Consider the following 17,679-nt stretch of genomic DNA (forward strand, 5'->3'; position numbering starts at 1 on the left):
AGGGTGCCGCTCCGCTCATGACAACGCTCCTTCCTTCTCTGCCAACATCGCGTCGAAGCCTGCCATGGCACGCTCATACTCCTCGTCGTTCGGCACACCATGGTGCCATTTTCCGACATCTTCCATAAAGTCCACACCTTTACCTTTTATCGTATTGGCAATAACCATACTTGGCTTACCTGGCTCCAAAGGAGCTTTGAGGGCTTCGGTCAGCTCCGAAATGGAATGACCATCGATTCTCCTTACCGCCCAACCGAACGCTTCCCACTTTTCGACAAGCGGCTCACTGTTCATTACGTCTTTGGTGCGGCCTGCAATCTGTAGCGTATTACAGTCGATGATGGCGGTCAAATTGTCCAAGCCATAGTGGGACGCCGCCATAGCCGCCTCCCAGTTGGACCCTTCGGCCAACTCCCCATCGCCCAGCAAAGTGAAGACTCGATAGTTTTTCTGATCCATCTTTCCTGCCAATGCGACTCCCACGCATATCGGCAAGCCATGCCCAAGTCCACCCGTGTTTTGCTCCACTCCATGAACCTTGCGGGTCGGATGTCCGACGTAGTGCGACTTGTAACAGCAAAGCGTTTCCAATTCCTTTTCCTCAAAAAATCCCGCATCTGCTAGGACGGCAAACAAAGCTTCCACCGCATGACCTTTGCTCTGCACGTAGCGGTCCCTATCCTGCGAGGAAAAGGTTTCCGGCCTAACGTTGAGTATCCGGTTATAAAGTACATTTAGAATATCCAAACAAGACAGGCTACCTCCGGTATGTCCGGCCCCTGCATGCTTGATCCAGCGCAGAGCGCTTTTGCGGAGCTGGATCGATTTCAGCTCTAATTGTTCATCACTGTAGCTCATGGAAATATTGGATTAAGCGATTTCTCCCTGCACTATTTGAGAATCTAGGGAGCATCTTTGTTGTCTGAGCGGACTTCCGAACGGGCTCTACCAATTTCCCGTTCGAAGGTCTTACTCATACTTTGTCTTTCTAACAAATTTGATTCTGAACTGGCCCTACTCGCTGGGCTCTTCGTGGAAGTAAGTTTCCCAACCAAGATAGACCTCAAAGGACTCCTTCAAAATGTCCGCAGTATGCGACGCGTTCATCACGACGTGGTGTTCGAAGCCTTCACGACAAACGTGACGCATTAGCTTCTGCAGTTTTGGTACTTCGGCTACCGCGCGGTTGCCAAAGGTTTTCAGAGTATCGTCGGTCAACTTGCCTTCGCCGATGTAGGCACGGATAGTTCCGTTCGTATCATCCGTTGTGATACGCCCGTACGTTAGCGAGCTAGCTGGAGAACGTCCGTCGAGCGCGCCGTAAGTGTTTTCTTCGCCAATGGTTGTGCCTAGGATGGGAGCGGTCGCTATCTTAGGTTCCTTCAAAAAGGACTTCGCCCAATTACCACAGTGGAAAAGTACGCACTTGTCGTCCTCGGAGCCATAGTTGTTATTCCAATCAACCAAGGCGCTAGGCGTTCCGGAGGCCAACTGCATCGCGTACATGGTAAGGACTCCAGTTACATCCACTTCGCAAGCGCTTGGGGACAAGTCTTCACTCATCATGCTCATGCTAGTACAGACGTTGCAGCCGTGGTTGGCCTGCACGGAGGTCCAGCACTGCACAGCGGTCGCGTCCAAAGCGTTTTGCTCTACGAACTCGTCCAAGACGACACCAAGACGAGCCATCTGCGTCATCTTTTCAGCAGGGACCATGGAGGCGTTCGCATAAGCCTTAATCTCGGCGGTTTTCGCCAAAACCTTATCGTCATCGGCAGCGAACTTCTTCGCATCACCAAGGATTTCGGAAAGATCCACCGTAGTGACGCTGATTCCATTGCGTTCCAAAATTTTCTCGCTGTAGCGGACCGTATTGAAGGCTCCAGGACGAGCTCCCACTGCTCCAATGCGGCACCCACGAATTCCACCGACGACGCGGCAGACAGAAGCAAACTTCATCAAATCCTGCTTAAACGATTCGTCGCTCGGATGAACGACGTGCTTGCGTGTAAGTGAATACGGGATACCAGCTTGCCTGAGATTGTTGCAAACCGAGATTTTACCGCAAAACGCGTCACGGCGACGAATAACGTCGAGACGATCCAAATCGTCAGGATAGCCTTGCACCAAGATCGGCACGTTTAGGCCAGCAAGCTTGCAGGTATCAGCCACTCCTTTTTCGTCACCGAAATTCGGTAGGCAAACGAAGATACCATCAATATCTTCGCGACGAGACTTGAACAGCTCAGCACACTTACGAGCGTCGGCATGCGTTTCCACGCCACCAAGTTTTGTCTCTTCCTCAGAGAGCATGACCGCTTCGAAACCGAGCTCCTCGAAGAGCTTAATAATATCAGAGCGAGCCTCAGTCACCAGTTTGTCTGGGAAGAAGTCGCGATTGCCAAAAATAACGCCAAACGTTTGAGAGGGAGATTTCACAGTGTAGAATATCGTATAGGAAAGGCTCGAGACTTGGGGGTAAGCCAAAGAGCAAGGGGTTAATCTAAGAAGGTCCGGATCAAGTTATCCGGCTCAGGTTTACCGCAATATATCCTAACTTTATTTTCGTTTCCTCCTCTCGGCGGAGGCATAACACCTGTATCCTAAGGTCCTCTATTTTAAGCCTAATACTCCGATACCGTGGGATTGAACCATTGTTAGATCCCCCAACAAAACACCCTTAGGATTCCGTTGTTTTTCCTCCCGAAATGGGTAGCGATCCAAAGGTAATCGCGGTACTATCCTTCTGCTTCAAAAAGCCCCCCCCAAAAAAACAGAATGCCCCAGCTTTAACGGATCTGTGTCCGCCCCCCCCAATTCAGTGGACACTTAAACCTACCTGCGGGCACACCACAGCTAGACACGAACCCCGCTCAGCCTTGACAGAAACCAAGACAGCTTGCCGGTCACCTCGGATGGTCAATTCATTTGATCCAAATCGACCTGACTTCACTCCATACGGCCTGACCTGCGTGGAGTGGACTCCTGCTCCGATGGAGCGTCCCAACCACCATAACGAAATCGAACTGAACATGGTGGCGAAAGGAAGCCTAACCTATGATTTCGGCACGACCCAAATCACCACGCGAAGCGGAGAGCTCGCTGTTTTCTGGGCCTCCATTCCTCATCAAACGATCGAGTGCGAAGATGATACAAATTACTTCGTGGCCACTATTCCCTACTCGTGGTTTCTGCAATTTAAGCTCCCCACCGCATTTACGGAAGCGATCCAAAGAGGTTTTTTCCTCAAAGAGCCCATCGCACAACGCATAACCGAAGAATGCAGCCGTTTCTCAACTTGGCAAGAAGACTTGGAGGAAGGAACCGAAGAGGGGCGCGAAATAGTACTGATAGAAGTACAGGCACGACTTATGCGAATGGCGAAACGCATCGCGGATACCTTACCCCACGAGCCGCGTCCGAAAAACGCTCATTTCCATAAGGCCCGCTTAAGACACCTCGACCACGTCGAGCAGATGGCCTGCTACATCGCGCAGAATTATCTAAATCCGATAACTGCAAACCAAATCGGCAAAGCGACAAACCTTCACCCAAACTACGCCATGAGCCTTTTCAAGCGGTTCTTCGGAATGAGTATTGTAGATTACATTACATTCAATCGGATAACACACGCCCAACGCTTGCTTTTAACAACCGATCTAAAAGTTCCGGATATCGCCCACGCATCCGGGTTCTTATCAATTAGTCGCTTCAATGAGGCATTCCGTTCCCTTTCTGGCACCTCACCCCGAAACTACAGAAAAGAGCGATCCTACTAGGTATACGATTTCCTTACAAAACCGTTAATATTTTTCGATACACGCGTAGAAGAAAGACCGACCCTATCATAGTATAGAGCTTCTCATAATAGATATTTGGATACATTTCCAAATCAAGATTACCCCAATTTACACCCCCCTTCGTTTAGACATCAAGGGACTTTTCAAAGACTATGCGGAATATCCAATTTGGTTCACGCATGGTTAAAGCAGATCGGAATCCACCCGCCAGTAGCAGGCCCCCACCTCAGACCTTACGGAAACGAGAACCTGCGTCCGGTGCAGCGGATACAAATATCCAAAAAATAACGCAGCCCCAAAACAGAAATGAATCGAAACCTACTTGTGCCTCTAATCTTCGCTTTGGCCAGTCTTGGCTATGGCCAGCAAAGCGAACAAATATTCGAGCTGAGCCCCTTCAGCGTCTCACCTGATGCTAGTGAAGGATACCGTACCAAGGACATCGTCACCGGAACAAAAATAGCCACTCCATTGATGAAATCGCCCCTGACAGTTGGAGTAGTGAACCAAGAACTACTTGACGACATCAATGTGGATAGAGTAACCGACGCAGTCGCGTTCACCCAAGCCGGAGTAGCGAATACCGGCAGAACTTGGCAGGACCAGGAAACCTTTGTCTTTCGAGGCTACGAAGGTACTGTTCTCCGAAACGGAGTAAGATTCACCTCTTGGACCGACACTTCCAATATCGAAAGAGTCGAGGTAGCGAAGGGTCCAAGCGCCATCCTATACGGATTCGTGGCTCCAGGTGGCGTAGTAAACTATGTAACCAAGCGTCCTCATTCGGTTGCAAATACAAAGCTGAAAGCGCGTTACAGCTCGAACTACGGGTTCCGAGGAGAATTCGACATCAACCGGCCACTACTTGATTCAAACAAGCTCATGTTTCGGCTCACTGGATCGCAGGCGGATGGAAGCACTTGGATCCAATACCAATCCATAAATGATCTGGTCTTGACCCCCACTTTACGCTGGCAAGCGACTCCCAATACCACTGTCGACTATGAGTTTTCCTACCGAAAGCGCAAAGGCGCGTTCGAACGTATTCGCTTCTACTACCTAAATAAGGATGAAAACTTCGAATCCCTTGTCCTCGCCCCTTACAACGACGAATTGGGCGGCACTGTGGGATACGATTGGAACCCGGGCATAACCCCCTGGGCCGACGCCGAATGGACCCGTCGCCGCTCCGAACTTAGGATCGAACACAAGATTAACGATCATTTCCGATTTTTGGCCATAGGGTCGGACGACTACGGACACGTCGAACAAGTAACCTCTTTTACAAACTTCAAAGCTGTACGTAACATTGGATACGAAGACGTACAAGTACCTGATGCGGACAACATCCTGCTTAGCGTGATGCCTATCTACGAGAATGTAGAGTCTCACAACCAGTACTTGGAAGCGAATCTCCTAGCTCAGTTTCAGACCGAACACTTTAAGAGCAACACCTTGGTAGGTATCTCAGCGAACCGTAGCCCGTCCACATACCCAAACAACGGATACTACGCTCCAGATGTATCGCTAATCGGTCAAATCGATTACACCCTGGAATCACCGTACACCGTACGGGTCAGCGATCCCCTATCCGAACGATACTATCGGCCAGACACCAACCCAGAGGATTGGGAGCTTTGGTTCACGACCGGCAGCACTTACGATTGGGGGCGTTCCGACCTGTTTCTGACTCAGAACATTTCTGCGATCGACGACAAACTGAACATATTGGGAGGAATAAGACGTCAGCAGTACCGCGAACTGCAAATAGAACGAACATTGCCTCAGATCGGGGTGATATACGAACTCACACCCAACTTCTCTCCCTATGTCATTTGGTCCGAGACAGCTGAAAGCAACGGCCGAACCGTGCGATACAAAGAACCGCGCCCCCTATCAGAGTCGAAGGCTTGGGACGCAGGTTTCAAATTCGACATGTTGGAATCAAAGCTAACAGGAAGCTTCACCTACTTTAATATAGAAAAAACCAACTTGGCGATTAACGACCCAAGGCTGATCGTGGACTACGCAGCAGGGTTGGTAGACGACACCGTCACCTTCACCCCCGGCTCCGAAAGCAAGGGCTACGAAGCAAGCGTGCAATACCAGCCGAACCCCTCCTTTCAAATGATCACATCTTTCGCGAAAACGGATGCCCGAATCCTCCCAGGTGACCCGAACCCAGAGGCTGACAACGCTCCCCTCGTGCAAGTCCCCCCTGAATCACTCACCTTTTTTGGCCGCTATAAAGTCAATGATGGCAGATTCGAGGGCCTGAGCTTTGGTGGAGGATTCGTTAAAAATTGGGGCCCAGTCTACGTCGACAATCCCGTCACTCAGCCCCTCGCGAACGAGGATGGCAACTTCCAAGTCAACGCCTTCGTACGCTATTCATTCACCGTGAACGAGAGAGATATGAGCATCGAACTGAGCGGAAGCAATCTGACAGACGATCGTTGGATGATGAATGGCGGCTTCTCGCCCCCAAGGGAAATCGCTGTTTCCACTGAAATTCGTTTCTGAGCCTAATTCGCTGACAGTTCGATTTGATCAAAGTCCGCTTCCTAGGGGTTGAAACCAAGGGAGTGGGCTTTTTTCATAATCAGGGAAGCCTCCTATGCTTGCCTTGCCAGCCAAATCGAACTCACTGACTTCAGTATCGATTTAGCAGATACCAGACGCCTCCCCGAGCAACTCCCACTTTGGACTCCTTCGACCCTGACAGACCCGACTTCAAACCGTACGGCTTGACCTGCGTAGATTGGCGACCTACGCCCATGAAGCGGCCCGACCACCACAATGAGGTCGAACTCAACCTTCTTATTCATGGATCGGTCACTTACTTACTTGGCGGGTCTAAAGTTCGCATCCGTTCCGGCCAGTTAGCCGCCTTTTGGGCTTCCATCCCCCATCAAGTCATAGAGACCGAGGAAGACACCCGCTACCTCGTGGTCACAATCCCCTTTGCCTGGTTTTTGCAGTTTAAGCTGCCCGACTCTTTCGTACAACCGCTCCTGCAAGGACTCATGATCAAGGAAACCCTCGAGGCTGACGCCTTGCAGGAAAAAGCCTTGTTCGAACAATGGACCACCGACCTTTCCGAGAGGAATGAGGACAATCAAGATATCGTTCTCCTGGAGCTACAGGCTCGTCTGCGTCGCATGGCCAAAAGAACTGCCGCCGAAAACGCGGAGCACATGTCTTCACGCAATCGAAGCGGACACCTGCACGACGGCAGCCTAAACAAGGTGGAACAAATGGCCTGCCTCGTAGCCCAGCGCTATCTGGAGCCACTGACCGCGGAATCCATCGGCGAATCCGTCGATTTACATCCGAACTACGCCATGAATCTCTTTAAAAAGACTTTTGGCACAACGCTCATAGATTACATCACCCACCACCGCGTTTCCCACGCCCAACGCTTGCTGGTCACGACCAACGATAAGATCTTAGATATCGCAATGGCCTCCGGCTTTAACTCCCTCTCTCGCTTCAACGAGGCCTTCCGCCGATCGTGCGGCTGTTCACCGAGGGAATACCGCACCCGCCAACGATAGAGAACACTCCAAAACGGTCGAACCACCGGAGCTCCACTCGCGGAAATCAGGGCACGAAAAAGCCCGCCCAAGCTATGCTCGGTGCGGGCCCTTCTGATAGCGGGCGTACCCCTACACCCTTTGTGCTATCTGTATGTATTATACCCCAAAAATTCTGTAACGAAGCTTGGCTTCGTATCAGCTCTTACCTTCCGGTTGGCCGATGGGAGGAATATACGATATTTCTAAGCCTTTGTGAAATACTTAGATCCTTCACCTATCATAGGTTATTCCTATAGTTTTGGATGGAAAGTTTTAACCTCATCTAAATCTGTAACTTACAAGTCAGTTCCGTCTAAAATCGCCTCTATGGATTTTCAAAATTCGGCGGAAAATTCAGAAAATCAGGCTTACGACCTCGACAAGCCGAATGATTAGCACGCACTCAACTATCACCGGAGGCCATATTTTCGTCCAAAAAACGAATCATCGCCTTGAGGGTTTCAACCCGAGTCTCAGTTCGCGTCAAATGATGGTCTTCCTTGCTCAGCTTAACGAGTTCCACCGTCTTTCCCTCCCGCTTAAGAGCCTTGTTCATGGCCTTAGCTTGGTCGAAGGGAACTACAGTGTCATCTTTGCCATGAATCAAAAGTACCGGTATTTCGACCTTGTCCGCAAAACGAACAGGAGAGACTCGTTCTAAATCCTTTTTGTCCCCCTTGTCGCCAATCATAGAGTTTTGCCAATTGTCGATCCGCCAACCATCGCGAGCGCCAGCGCTCAAAAATCGGGCGTCGTCAATAATCCGAGGCAAGTCAGAGACTCCGTTGATGGAAACCGCACAGCGGTAAAGGTCTGGCGTAAAGGCGGCCCCCGCCAAAGCCGCGTAACCTCCGTAGCTAGCCCCAACGATCGCAACCCGCCCCTCGTCTACGAGTCCCTTCTCGGTCAACACCTCAACCGCATCGCTCAAATCGTCCTGCATGCTTCTACCCCATTGCCCTTTCCCAATCAGGCGATGCAAACTACCAAAACCGATAGAGCCCCTAAACTGAGGCTGCACCACGAGGTAACCGCGACTCGCGATCGCTTGGGCAAGCCAATCAAAACCAAGCGTATCCATCGCCTGAGGACCGCCATGTGGTAAAATGACGGTTGGAAGATTTTTGGGATTACCGGATTTAGACCGAGGAAAAGTAAGCAAAGTAGGAATGCTTACCCCATCTCTCGCCTCGTAGACGTATTCAACTACCGGATTCACATCCTGGGAGTCGATGCCACTCCGAGCTCCCGCTATAAGTCGAGGAGCTTCACCGGATCGAATCAACAAATAATCGCCCGGCATCCCATTACCTTCCACAAAAAACAAAAGAGACTCCCAATCGCTGCTCCATCCCTTGAGCCAGACGGACTGCTTCGGAAAGGAATCTACAATACGAGCAACTCTGCTATCTATTTCTTCATCCAAAAATGAATAGCTCGGCTTAAACCCTCTGTACACTACGCCTTGTACGATATTGTCGGCCCCGCGAATAACTTCATCGAACTCTTTTTCAGAACCAAACCTCGAGGCGTCCCGTAAACTTCCATCGCTCAAATCTAACCATTGGTAGCGATATCCCTTGATAGTCTCCGAGACCAGTAGCAAAGCGGGTTCATCTGGAGAAAATCCCAACATTTGATGCGAGGGACTCGATACCTTAAATCGAACAAGTCGTTTGCGGCTTCCCTCCTCGTGCAACCAAAACGAATGTTCCTCTGCTTTACGGTCAAAGGTCTCCTCCACCGCTGCGCCAGTACGTGCGTAATAAAGGAACTTCCTCGTCATACTGGATCCGTGAAAAGCAGGCTTTGGGCGAACCGGATTTTCGACATCGACCTTGAGCAAGGCATAATCTGGATCGACTAGGTCTGAATTGTAAGAGGCTCCCATAGAAAATTCATCCTCTTCTAAATATGCAGACATATAGACGTATTTAGAATCCAACGACGTTCCAAGTATCTCGCCCAACCCACTCTGATTCGCAAAAATGCCGTCTCCAGGAGTGAGGAGTTGCTGGAGTTTATTGCGAGACAGGTCGAAAACAAACGCGGTACTCAACTCGTAGCCAAGGTTCGAACCAAATATCTTCTGATACTGGGAGGCGACCAGGGAAAGTTGATCCTCTCCGATGAAGCGCAAACGCCATGGTTTCACATCTCCCAATTCCAAGGTGTTGAGAAGCTTGCCGTCACGAGTCGAAACGACCATGACCAGGTCGAGCTCACTCGAAAGTTTTCGAAAAGCGATTTTATCGCCACTTGGCGAGAGAGTCATCAAAGAGACATCAGGCAGAGCGCCATATCTCAGGGCCGCTTCTTCAGTCGAAGCCAAGGCAGCCATAACCGAGGGAAGAAAAAGAAGACTCAGTAATAGGGGTAAGATTTTCATAGCCTGTCTAGAGGTAACCGATAGTTGGGGCTTAACCTTTCAGAACTACACGAACAGAACAGCAGAGAGGGTCAACAACTAGGTAATAAAACTTAACCTTATAAGCCTCTCATCATCCCGAAAAAAGAATCCCTAACAAACCGAGGGCAAATGGACGACTTCGCGAAACCCGGGCACGAAAAAGCCCGCCCAAGCTAAGCTCGGTGCGGGCCCTTCTGATAGCGGGCGTACCCCTACACCCTTTGTGCTATCTGTATGTATTATACCCCAAAAATTCTGTAACGAAGCTTGGCTTCGTATCAGCTCTTACCTTCCAGTTGGCTGATGGAAGGAATATACGATATTTCTAAGCCTTTGTGAAATACTTAGATCCTTCACCTATCATAGGTTATTCCTATGATATCGAATGAAATTCTGTAACCATATGGTTTTCTACAACTTAGGGATAACCTGTTTCTCAATAGCAGTAGCGTGATACTTCCAGTTGCACCGATAATTTTATTTTCGGAGGTCCCCACCCGGCCAGGATTCAAAGACTATTCGTCCTCCCGGCTTGCCCTTAAATCAATCAGTTCACCCTCCTCATCGATCAAAATGGTGTACTCGATGGGACGACAACAGACCTGGCAGTCTTCTACGAAATTCTGAGAGCCGAGCGTACAATCGACTACGATTCCCACGGTCTCCCCGCAATAGGGGCAAGGCACATTCTCGTTCAGCTCTAAATTCATGATTCCCAATAGGAAACTCTGCGCCATTTGCGGGAATTTTCCAGTCGAGCAACCATATTGCCGGTTCGAATCCGCCAGATAAACGATACCGAACACAAAAAAGCTCCCGATCGCCAACAAATCGACCGGGAGCTCTACCCTATCTCCTACAATTTGTAGTTAAGACTCAAATACCACATACGGTCCTCGAGCACATCCTCGTGATCGAAAAGCGGGTTCCCATCGTAGAAATCCTCTCGATGCGCCTGCAAGACGTTCGCCACATCCAATTGCACTCGTACTGAATCGGTAAGATCGTAGCCAACGGTGGCATCCATCCAACCAAACGCGTCGTCCACGAGCGGCACACTGCTGCCCAAAGCACCGCCGTTGGTGGTCGAACGGGTGAAAGAATCTCTCCAGTTGTAAGCAATACGAGTAGAGAACTTATTCTTCTCATACATTAGGATAACATTGTAGCTCGTCTCCGACAGATTTTGCAGGGGCTCTCCAGACGGATCAGTTGCGTCCACATAGGTCCCGTTGGCGTTAATACCAAAGCCTCTAAATGGCTCCGGCAAAAAAGTGAAAAACTGCTGATAGCCAATTTCAAAGCCGCTGACCTTCGCGTCATCCACGTTGTAAGGGCGTGTAACCAGCACGTTTTCTCCATCTATGACTTCGATCGTCGAGCTGTTCTGCTTATACCCATCGATACTTTTGTCATAGAATGACACATACACATTCGTACTTTCGTTGAAGTATTTCTCCAGCGAGATATCGATCGCCTCCGTGCGAAGTGGCTCCAGATTCGGATTACCGGCTGAACCGGTCCAATCGTACCCATCTTGTCCTTCGACCGGGGTCAATGTCATGCGCGAGTTCAGACTACTCAAGCTGTGACGAGACAATTGCTTCGAGAGCGAAACGCGCAGATAGAAATCCCGCCCCGGCAAATGAAACCTGCCATTCAAGCTGGGCAAAACGTCCGTGTAGCTGCCCGTTTCGGTGAAAGTCTGCCAATCCCCTCCACTGCTACGTTTGTATCCATTTGACGTTACTTTCGTCTCCACGATTCTAACCCCTGCATTCCCATCGAAACGAAATGGTCCGGAATCGCCTCCACTGAAGTTCGCCATGAAGTAGCCAGCCGTAGACTCTTCTTCGATTTCCCAAACTCGGTCTTGCGGCGTCTCGGTAGTATCCGGGCTTGATGAGCCAAGCTCAGTTGCGAGCTGATACCAAGAGGTGTCCACATCAGGCGCTCTCAAGATAGCTAGATTCGGATACAGGTAATTATTAGTTTTCCCAACTGCTCCATCGAAAAAGTCCGAAAAATCGTTTTCGACCAGCATGTTTGGATTCTCACCAGGAGGCACGATCTCATCGGCAGAGGGCCAACCGAAGTTGTATAACCCTCCATACTCATCCTGGCCTGACTTCCGATCATTGAATCGAGCTCCGTACTTCAAGCTGTCAAAGAACTCATGCCCTAAGCTTTGCGTAAAATCGAGCGATGCGGTCAAAGCGTCCCCATGATGTTCGCGCCAAGCGGTCCAAGAGTAGAGGTATTGAGTGAAGTTACTACGAGTGGACAGTAAATCGGATTCGATCGGATACGTTTGCGGAACCTTGGTTCTCGAATCGAAACGAAACTCGTGAGCCGCATCCGTCTTGGGGTGGATACCATTATAGAAGAAATCACTGTAGGTGTCCGTTTTGGCAATCTCCGCTTCAATGGTAAGATTATCGCCAGACCAAGTACCTCCCGCGCTCAGTTGCGAGGTGTCCTCCAGCCAATAACGGTAGGCGGCAAAGGAGATCACATCTCCGTCCGTCACAGTCAATGCGTCTGCATGCGGCACTGTCACCGTTTCTCCATTCCGTGTGTAGGTGATCATATTGCCAGAAGTCACGATATCCGTGGCGGTAGCCGCAGGGGTCTCGAACTGCACTCCATGCGTCTCTTGCTTACTAGTCTGACTCGATTCGTTGTATTCTAGGAAAAACGACAAACGATCGTTCGGGGCATATTCAAAATTAGTCAAAATCCCTTCACGAGACCGATCGATGATAAACAAGGGCTCATAGGATCCTCCTGAAGCGACCACCTCGTCAGCAGTCCCCACATTATAGCCTTTAGGAGCACTCGTCTGGTTCATATCCTGCCGAGAAATACGATCCTGTAGCGAGTAGCTAAACAAGGCCCCGAAGCGCCCCTCCTCTCCAATATCCCAAGTATCTGTCAACATCCCTGAGTACTGTATCTTGGACTCTCCAGCCAATTCGCTGTATCCATTTCTCAATTGGAAACTGCCATGCGTATCGCCATCAAAATCGAGCGGGCGACGGAGCCTAATATCTATCGTCCCCGCTATTCCTCCTTCGATCATATCAGCTGTTGGGCTCTTCAGCACGTTGATTTCTCGGATCATGTCTGACGGTATGGTTTGCAGGTTCATTACTCGGCTTTCACCGGTAACAATCTGCGGACTGAAGACCTCCTGACCGTTCACAGTCGAGGTCACATCGGTCAACCCTCTCAACGAGACGTTCGCTCCTTCTCCCAAATCTCTGGATACCTGGATCCCTGAGATACGTTGCAAGGCTTCCGTAACGCTGAGATCAGGAAGCTTATTGATGTCATCGGCCACGATGGAGTCCATGACTTGTCCGCTCTCTTTCTTTATTTGCTGAGCCTTCAACATGGATGCGGTGATACCGACTGTCACTCCTTCCAGCTCGAAAACCTCCGTGTCTTCGAACTGCTCATCTTGCCCAGAAAGCGAGGCTAAGAGCATAACTGAGGCTAGGCTAAGGATGTTTTTTCGAAACAACTTACTGGGGGCAGAGTGTTTCCGGGGGGTAGTATAATCTGGGGTCATTTTTTCGATCTAGTTTGTTCTGTTTTTTCGGCTGCTGGTTCGAAACACTTTGAAACCGAGCAAATCCATCTGCGTGCGATCCAACCCAAAGTTTACTCTCGCAATAATAAGATAAAACCGTTGATGAGAAAGCCTAAGCCAAGCTGTTCTCGAACCACCCCGTAGCTACTCCCGCACTTGCACAAAGGGCGAACGACGCGAAGTAATCGGTGTTAACCAAAGGCTCAAGCGACGGGCGGGGGGTATCAGCTTAACAATCGCGGGGGTTCTAGGATTGAAATCATATTCTGTATCCAAAAATTCTATCTGGATCCGAAATTCGGAGGATAGAATCGACAAAACCTAAGTCTTTATTGGGGGGGTGAGAATAACCTAGGTTGTAGATGACAATCTACTACAAGCACGCTTTTGCATCTACTCGCCCTGAGACAAAAATCGCCGCGATTCTAATATTTAAGCCTAAATCGAAATGGCCAAGACAGAAAAAAAAGACGATCGGGCCCTTCCGATCGTCCTCATCTCTGGTCGAGCAAACGACAAAAACTCAACTATCTTCCTCTTCGCTCTCGCTCCTTCGATACACTTCTTCGGGCAAAGAACCGGGAGAGAGAACGTCCTCCGCGTGGGGATTCAGCTGATGTTGCCCTAGGTTTCCGTATCGATGATAGGCGTGGCTAACGCTTTGCTCTCTGAAGTAGAGAATCAGCTCCAAGCGTCCATCCACTAGGGGAGGATCCGCCGCGATGTAAACACCCTTCTTAGCGGCAGCTTCGTAGAGCTCGTCACTTACCGAAGAGGGTGATGCAAATCGCATTCTGTCCACAGAGGCGACTCTTCCACAAAGTGCGGATTGCTCCTCCACAACGAGCGATGCCTTAAGCTCTGGAGTATGTTGCCCATACCAATCCTTCAACTCTTCTGAGATCGTATCTGACAAGCTAATACACAAGGCCGTCTCGGATAATATCGCGTTGAAGAGTCTGGAAAACACACTAAAGGTGGAGTCGGACTCTTCAATACGCACAAGGATATCATGCATCTTCAGATAGCGACTCTGGTTCGCTTCCCCTCTCACTTTGAAATAGTCTTCGATCTTGCTGAACACCCGATCGTATTCGTAAAGCGAACTCTCGAAGGCCGCTTGCAAACGCTTTTGAACCTGTTCGTCGATCTCTTCAGGATAAGACTCCATCAGAAACTCGAATTTAGACAGCAGCGGATCGTTAGCAGTCCTTCGCTTAGGCAGCCCAACCTCCCGCACATTCGCAAACTCGAGAGGATAATTCCAACCTCCCACCTTTATGCCGGCTCCGATGGCCGATTTCGCCATCCCACCAAATGGCTGACGCAGTACGATCGCCCCCGTAGTGCCTCGATTGATATACAAGTTTCCGGCTCGGATCGACTCCTGCCATTTCTTGATTTCCCGTTCGTCGAGCGAGTGGAGCCCCGCGGTCAAACCATAGTCCGTTTCGTTGACCAGGCGTATGGCCTCATTCAAGTCATCGTATGGCATAACCCCCACCACAGGACCGAATAGTTCGTTGCGGTAGCAGTAAGACTTTTGGGACACATTCCATAAAATCCCAGGAGTTAGAAGATGGGGGTTAGTAGGCGAAACCTGCGGCTGCAGGGCCCATTCTTCCCCGTTTTCCAAGTGATTGATGGCATGCTCAAGCGGACCACCAACAGGGTTTGCCAAAGGACCGAGCTTGCTTCGAAAATCCCACGCGTAGCCCACTGGCAAGCTTTTGGCCGCATCGATCATGGCTGCCTTAAAAGAGGGATCCTCGTAGAGGGATCGATGCAACATAACGAGCGAAGTCGCAGAACACTTTTGCCCGGTATTGCCAAAGGCTGACTGAGCGATATCCGCTATTGCTTTATCTCTGTCAGACAATCCTGATACGACCATGGCGTTCTTGCCGCCGGTCTCTGCGTAAATCGGAAGACGAGGTCGACCGTTCAGGATGGAAAGCGCCGTCTTCGTGCTTCCGGTGAAGATGACAAAGCTTGTCTTATCGCTGGTCACAAGTCGAGTGGCCTCTGGATCGTTTCGGCAGGGTAAAAACTGCAGAGCCTCCCGCGGCACTCCGGCTTTCCAGAGGGCCTCGCAGATAACCCACCCACAGCAGGTCGACTGAGGCGAGGGCTTCAAAATCGTGTTATTGCCAGCAGCGAGTGAAGCGAGCACCCCACCTGCGGGGATCGCAATCGGAAAGTTCCAAGGAGGCACCACGACACCGACTCCCTTGCCTGTGAATTCCAAATTGGGACGCTCCACAAACCGTCCCATCGCCATCGGATAAAACTCGGCGAAGTCTACCGTCTCCGAAACTTCCGTATCCGTTTCAGTAAACAATTTCCCCACTTCTGCAGCGGCTACACCAATCAAGTCTCCGCGAGCGAGGCGAATCTCCTGTGCCGCGGAGCTTAGGATGCGATGCCTTTCCTCATGCGTCATGGCTGCCCAACCACTTCGGTCTTCCGCCGCCACCTCTAGTGCTTCATCGATCAATGCCTCGCTGGCCAGCGCATACCGAGCAATCGGTATTTTCTGCTCATACTGGGATAGGTCGATAACCTCTTTTGTATCCAAATCGTCAAAGACGTATCGGTCCCCCACTGATACGGGAATCTCTTTGACCTCGCCACCCGGCAAACCACGCCACTTTTCGACTATGGAGCGAGCCCACTCGCGATTGGGAGCGAGGGTCCAATCCGTATCCGACTCTGCCACGAAGCGATCAATATCCAAAGTAGACTTGATACTCCGCTGACTTTCATCGTTTCGGTCCTGCAAACGATAGGGCCCCGAACGCACCTTACCCATTCGGCGGTAAGCGGATCTAAACTGTTCCGCCAAAAAATTCCAATCCTTGTCACCCGGCTCTAGTTTAAAGCTGTGCGTAAGAAAATTCTGGGGACTAGTATTCTCATCCAGTCTCCTCACATAGTAGGCGATCGCATGCGTGAAGTGCTTTTTCTCCGCCACGGGTGCGTAAAGCAGGATAGGCATACCGGCTTCGTGAATAATTCGTGCGGTCGCATCCGCCATTCCCTCAAGCATTTCGAAAACAACATGCTCCAAAACACCCTTATCCGTCGCCAGCAGATAGGCATGGGCTAGCTCAAAAAGGTTGTGGGACGCGATGCCTAGGCGAACGCAAGATGAACGCTCCGGCGTCATCGCATAATGGAGCATACGCTTGTAATTGGCATCGGTATCCAATTTTTCATGATACGGGGCTTGGGGCCAGCCTTTGCTGGAAGCCTCCGTCTGCTCCATATCCATGTTCGCCCCCTTCACGAGTCGTAGCTTGATGGGGGCGCCACCCTTTTGAACACGCTCTTGAGCCCACTCCGTCAGGTCCTTCTGCCAGGCAGGCGAATCAGGCAAGTAAGCCTGCAATACGATCCCCGCCTGAAAGTCCTTGAACTCCTCGCGATCCAAAGTACGCTTGAAGGCGACCACCGTAAGAGCCAGATCCCGGTATTCCTCCATATCCAGATTTATGAACTTGGCCCGCCGCTCTCCGGACTCATCGGTGTAGGAGTTGGTCTTGGCACTGCGAAACAGACGGGTCAGTCGCTCGACCAAAGTATCCACAGTATCGTCAAACGCCAAAGAAGAGAGCTGGGAATAGATCGTTGAAATCTTAATGGAGATGTAATTGACCTGAGGAATGGCGAGAGTCTGCTCGTAGGTTTCCATCCTTTTGCTAGCCTCCTCTTCCCCGAGCAAAGCCTCGCCGATGACGTTTACATTAACGCCAACCTTTTCCTTCTGGCGTCGCTTGATGTGTTTGATCAAGGCCTCCGTCTCGCCATCTAGGATCACATCCGACGTTTCTTGCCGAATACGGCTGACTACCGCAGGCACCGAAACTCTAGGAACATGCCTTCCGGCCTTATGAAAAAGCTCGATCAACAGCGACTCGAATGAGTCGAACAGATCCACTTTTTCGTATTTATTCAGCAAATACGCTAATTGATCGGCCGCCCGTTTTGCTTCAGAGGGGCGAAAGCTCTGATCGATCAGTTCAGTCAGGAATACCTTATTGACCGGGTTCCTAACCATCTTGGCTACCTTTTCGTCGAACTCGATCTGTCGCTTCGACTTTATCTTATTGCTTGCCCGCTGCCATTTCTCGGTCAAAGCGATGCTTCTTTCTACTAATGTATCTTCTGTTGGCATATTCCTTTTGACGCTATTCGCAGGCTGGGACCTTTCCCCAACTCGACGGAAACTGGCGCGCCAGCCAACTCCCGCCTCCTTGATCGGATGCTTCGCAAAGTGGACACGCAACGAAATAA

Annotated in this window: 9 protein-coding genes; 3 read left to right on the top strand and 6 right to left on the bottom strand. The window is 50.5% G+C overall.

What is annotated here, in order from left to right:
• Positions 1-15: 15 nt before the first annotated feature.
• The gene (locus tag H5P27_RS18675; protein WP_185661941.1) at positions 16-858 is read right to left on the bottom strand and encodes a transketolase; all 843 of its coding nucleotides are present in this window, start codon (positions 856-858) and stop codon (positions 16-18) included.
• Between the two features lie 156 nt (positions 859-1,014).
• Positions 1,015-2,439: an L-fucose/L-arabinose isomerase family protein gene (locus H5P27_RS20160; protein ID WP_185661942.1), complete on the bottom strand. Its 1,425-nt coding sequence runs from the start codon at positions 2,437-2,439 to the stop codon at positions 1,015-1,017.
• A gap of 476 nt (positions 2,440-2,915) precedes the next feature.
• Here H5P27_RS20160 and H5P27_RS18685 point away from each other — a divergent pair, with 476 nt between their 5' ends.
• The 3 genes from H5P27_RS18685 to H5P27_RS18695 all read left to right on the top strand — a co-directional run bounded on the left by H5P27_RS18685 (position 2,916) and on the right by H5P27_RS18695 (position 7,357).
• Positions 2,916-3,779 (top strand): helix-turn-helix domain-containing protein, encoded by an 864-nt coding sequence (locus H5P27_RS18685; RefSeq protein WP_185661943.1) that lies wholly within the window; start codon positions 2,916-2,918, stop codon positions 3,777-3,779.
• Between the two features lie 327 nt (positions 3,780-4,106).
• Positions 4,107-6,323, top strand: a complete 2,217-nt coding sequence (locus tag H5P27_RS18690; RefSeq protein WP_185661944.1) for a TonB-dependent siderophore receptor — start codon at positions 4,107-4,109, stop codon at positions 6,321-6,323.
• 179 nt (positions 6,324-6,502) lie between these two features.
• Positions 6,503-7,357 (top strand): helix-turn-helix domain-containing protein, encoded by an 855-nt coding sequence (locus H5P27_RS18695; RefSeq protein WP_185661945.1) that lies wholly within the window; start codon positions 6,503-6,505, stop codon positions 7,355-7,357.
• A 424-nt stretch (positions 7,358-7,781) separates the two neighbouring features.
• Here H5P27_RS18695 and H5P27_RS18700 read toward each other — a convergent pair whose 3' ends face one another.
• The 4 genes from H5P27_RS18700 to H5P27_RS18715 all read right to left on the bottom strand — a co-directional run bounded on the left by H5P27_RS18700 (position 7,782) and on the right by H5P27_RS18715 (position 17,560).
• The gene (locus H5P27_RS18700) at positions 7,782-9,767 is read right to left on the bottom strand and encodes an alpha/beta hydrolase family protein (protein ID WP_185661946.1); all 1,986 of its coding nucleotides are present in this window, start codon (positions 9,765-9,767) and stop codon (positions 7,782-7,784) included.
• A 536-nt stretch (positions 9,768-10,303) separates the two neighbouring features.
• Entirely contained in the window at positions 10,304-10,525 is a 222-nt protein-coding gene (locus H5P27_RS18705; protein WP_221774790.1) for a CPXCG motif-containing cysteine-rich protein, read from the bottom strand.
• Positions 10,526-10,644: 119 nt separating this feature from the next.
• The gene (locus tag H5P27_RS18710; RefSeq protein WP_185661947.1) at positions 10,645-13,278 is read right to left on the bottom strand and encodes a TonB-dependent receptor; all 2,634 of its coding nucleotides are present in this window, start codon (positions 13,276-13,278) and stop codon (positions 10,645-10,647) included.
• A gap of 628 nt (positions 13,279-13,906) precedes the next feature.
• On the bottom strand, positions 13,907-17,560 hold the full coding sequence (locus H5P27_RS18715; RefSeq protein WP_185661948.1) for a proline dehydrogenase family protein: 3,654 nt from the start codon (positions 17,558-17,560) through the stop codon (positions 13,907-13,909).
• Positions 17,561-17,679 lie beyond the last annotated feature (119 nt).

Source organism: Pelagicoccus albus, from assembly GCF_014230145.1.
In the GTDB taxonomy this organism is placed as follows: domain Bacteria; phylum Verrucomicrobiota; class Verrucomicrobiia; order Opitutales; family Opitutaceae; genus Pelagicoccus; species Pelagicoccus albus.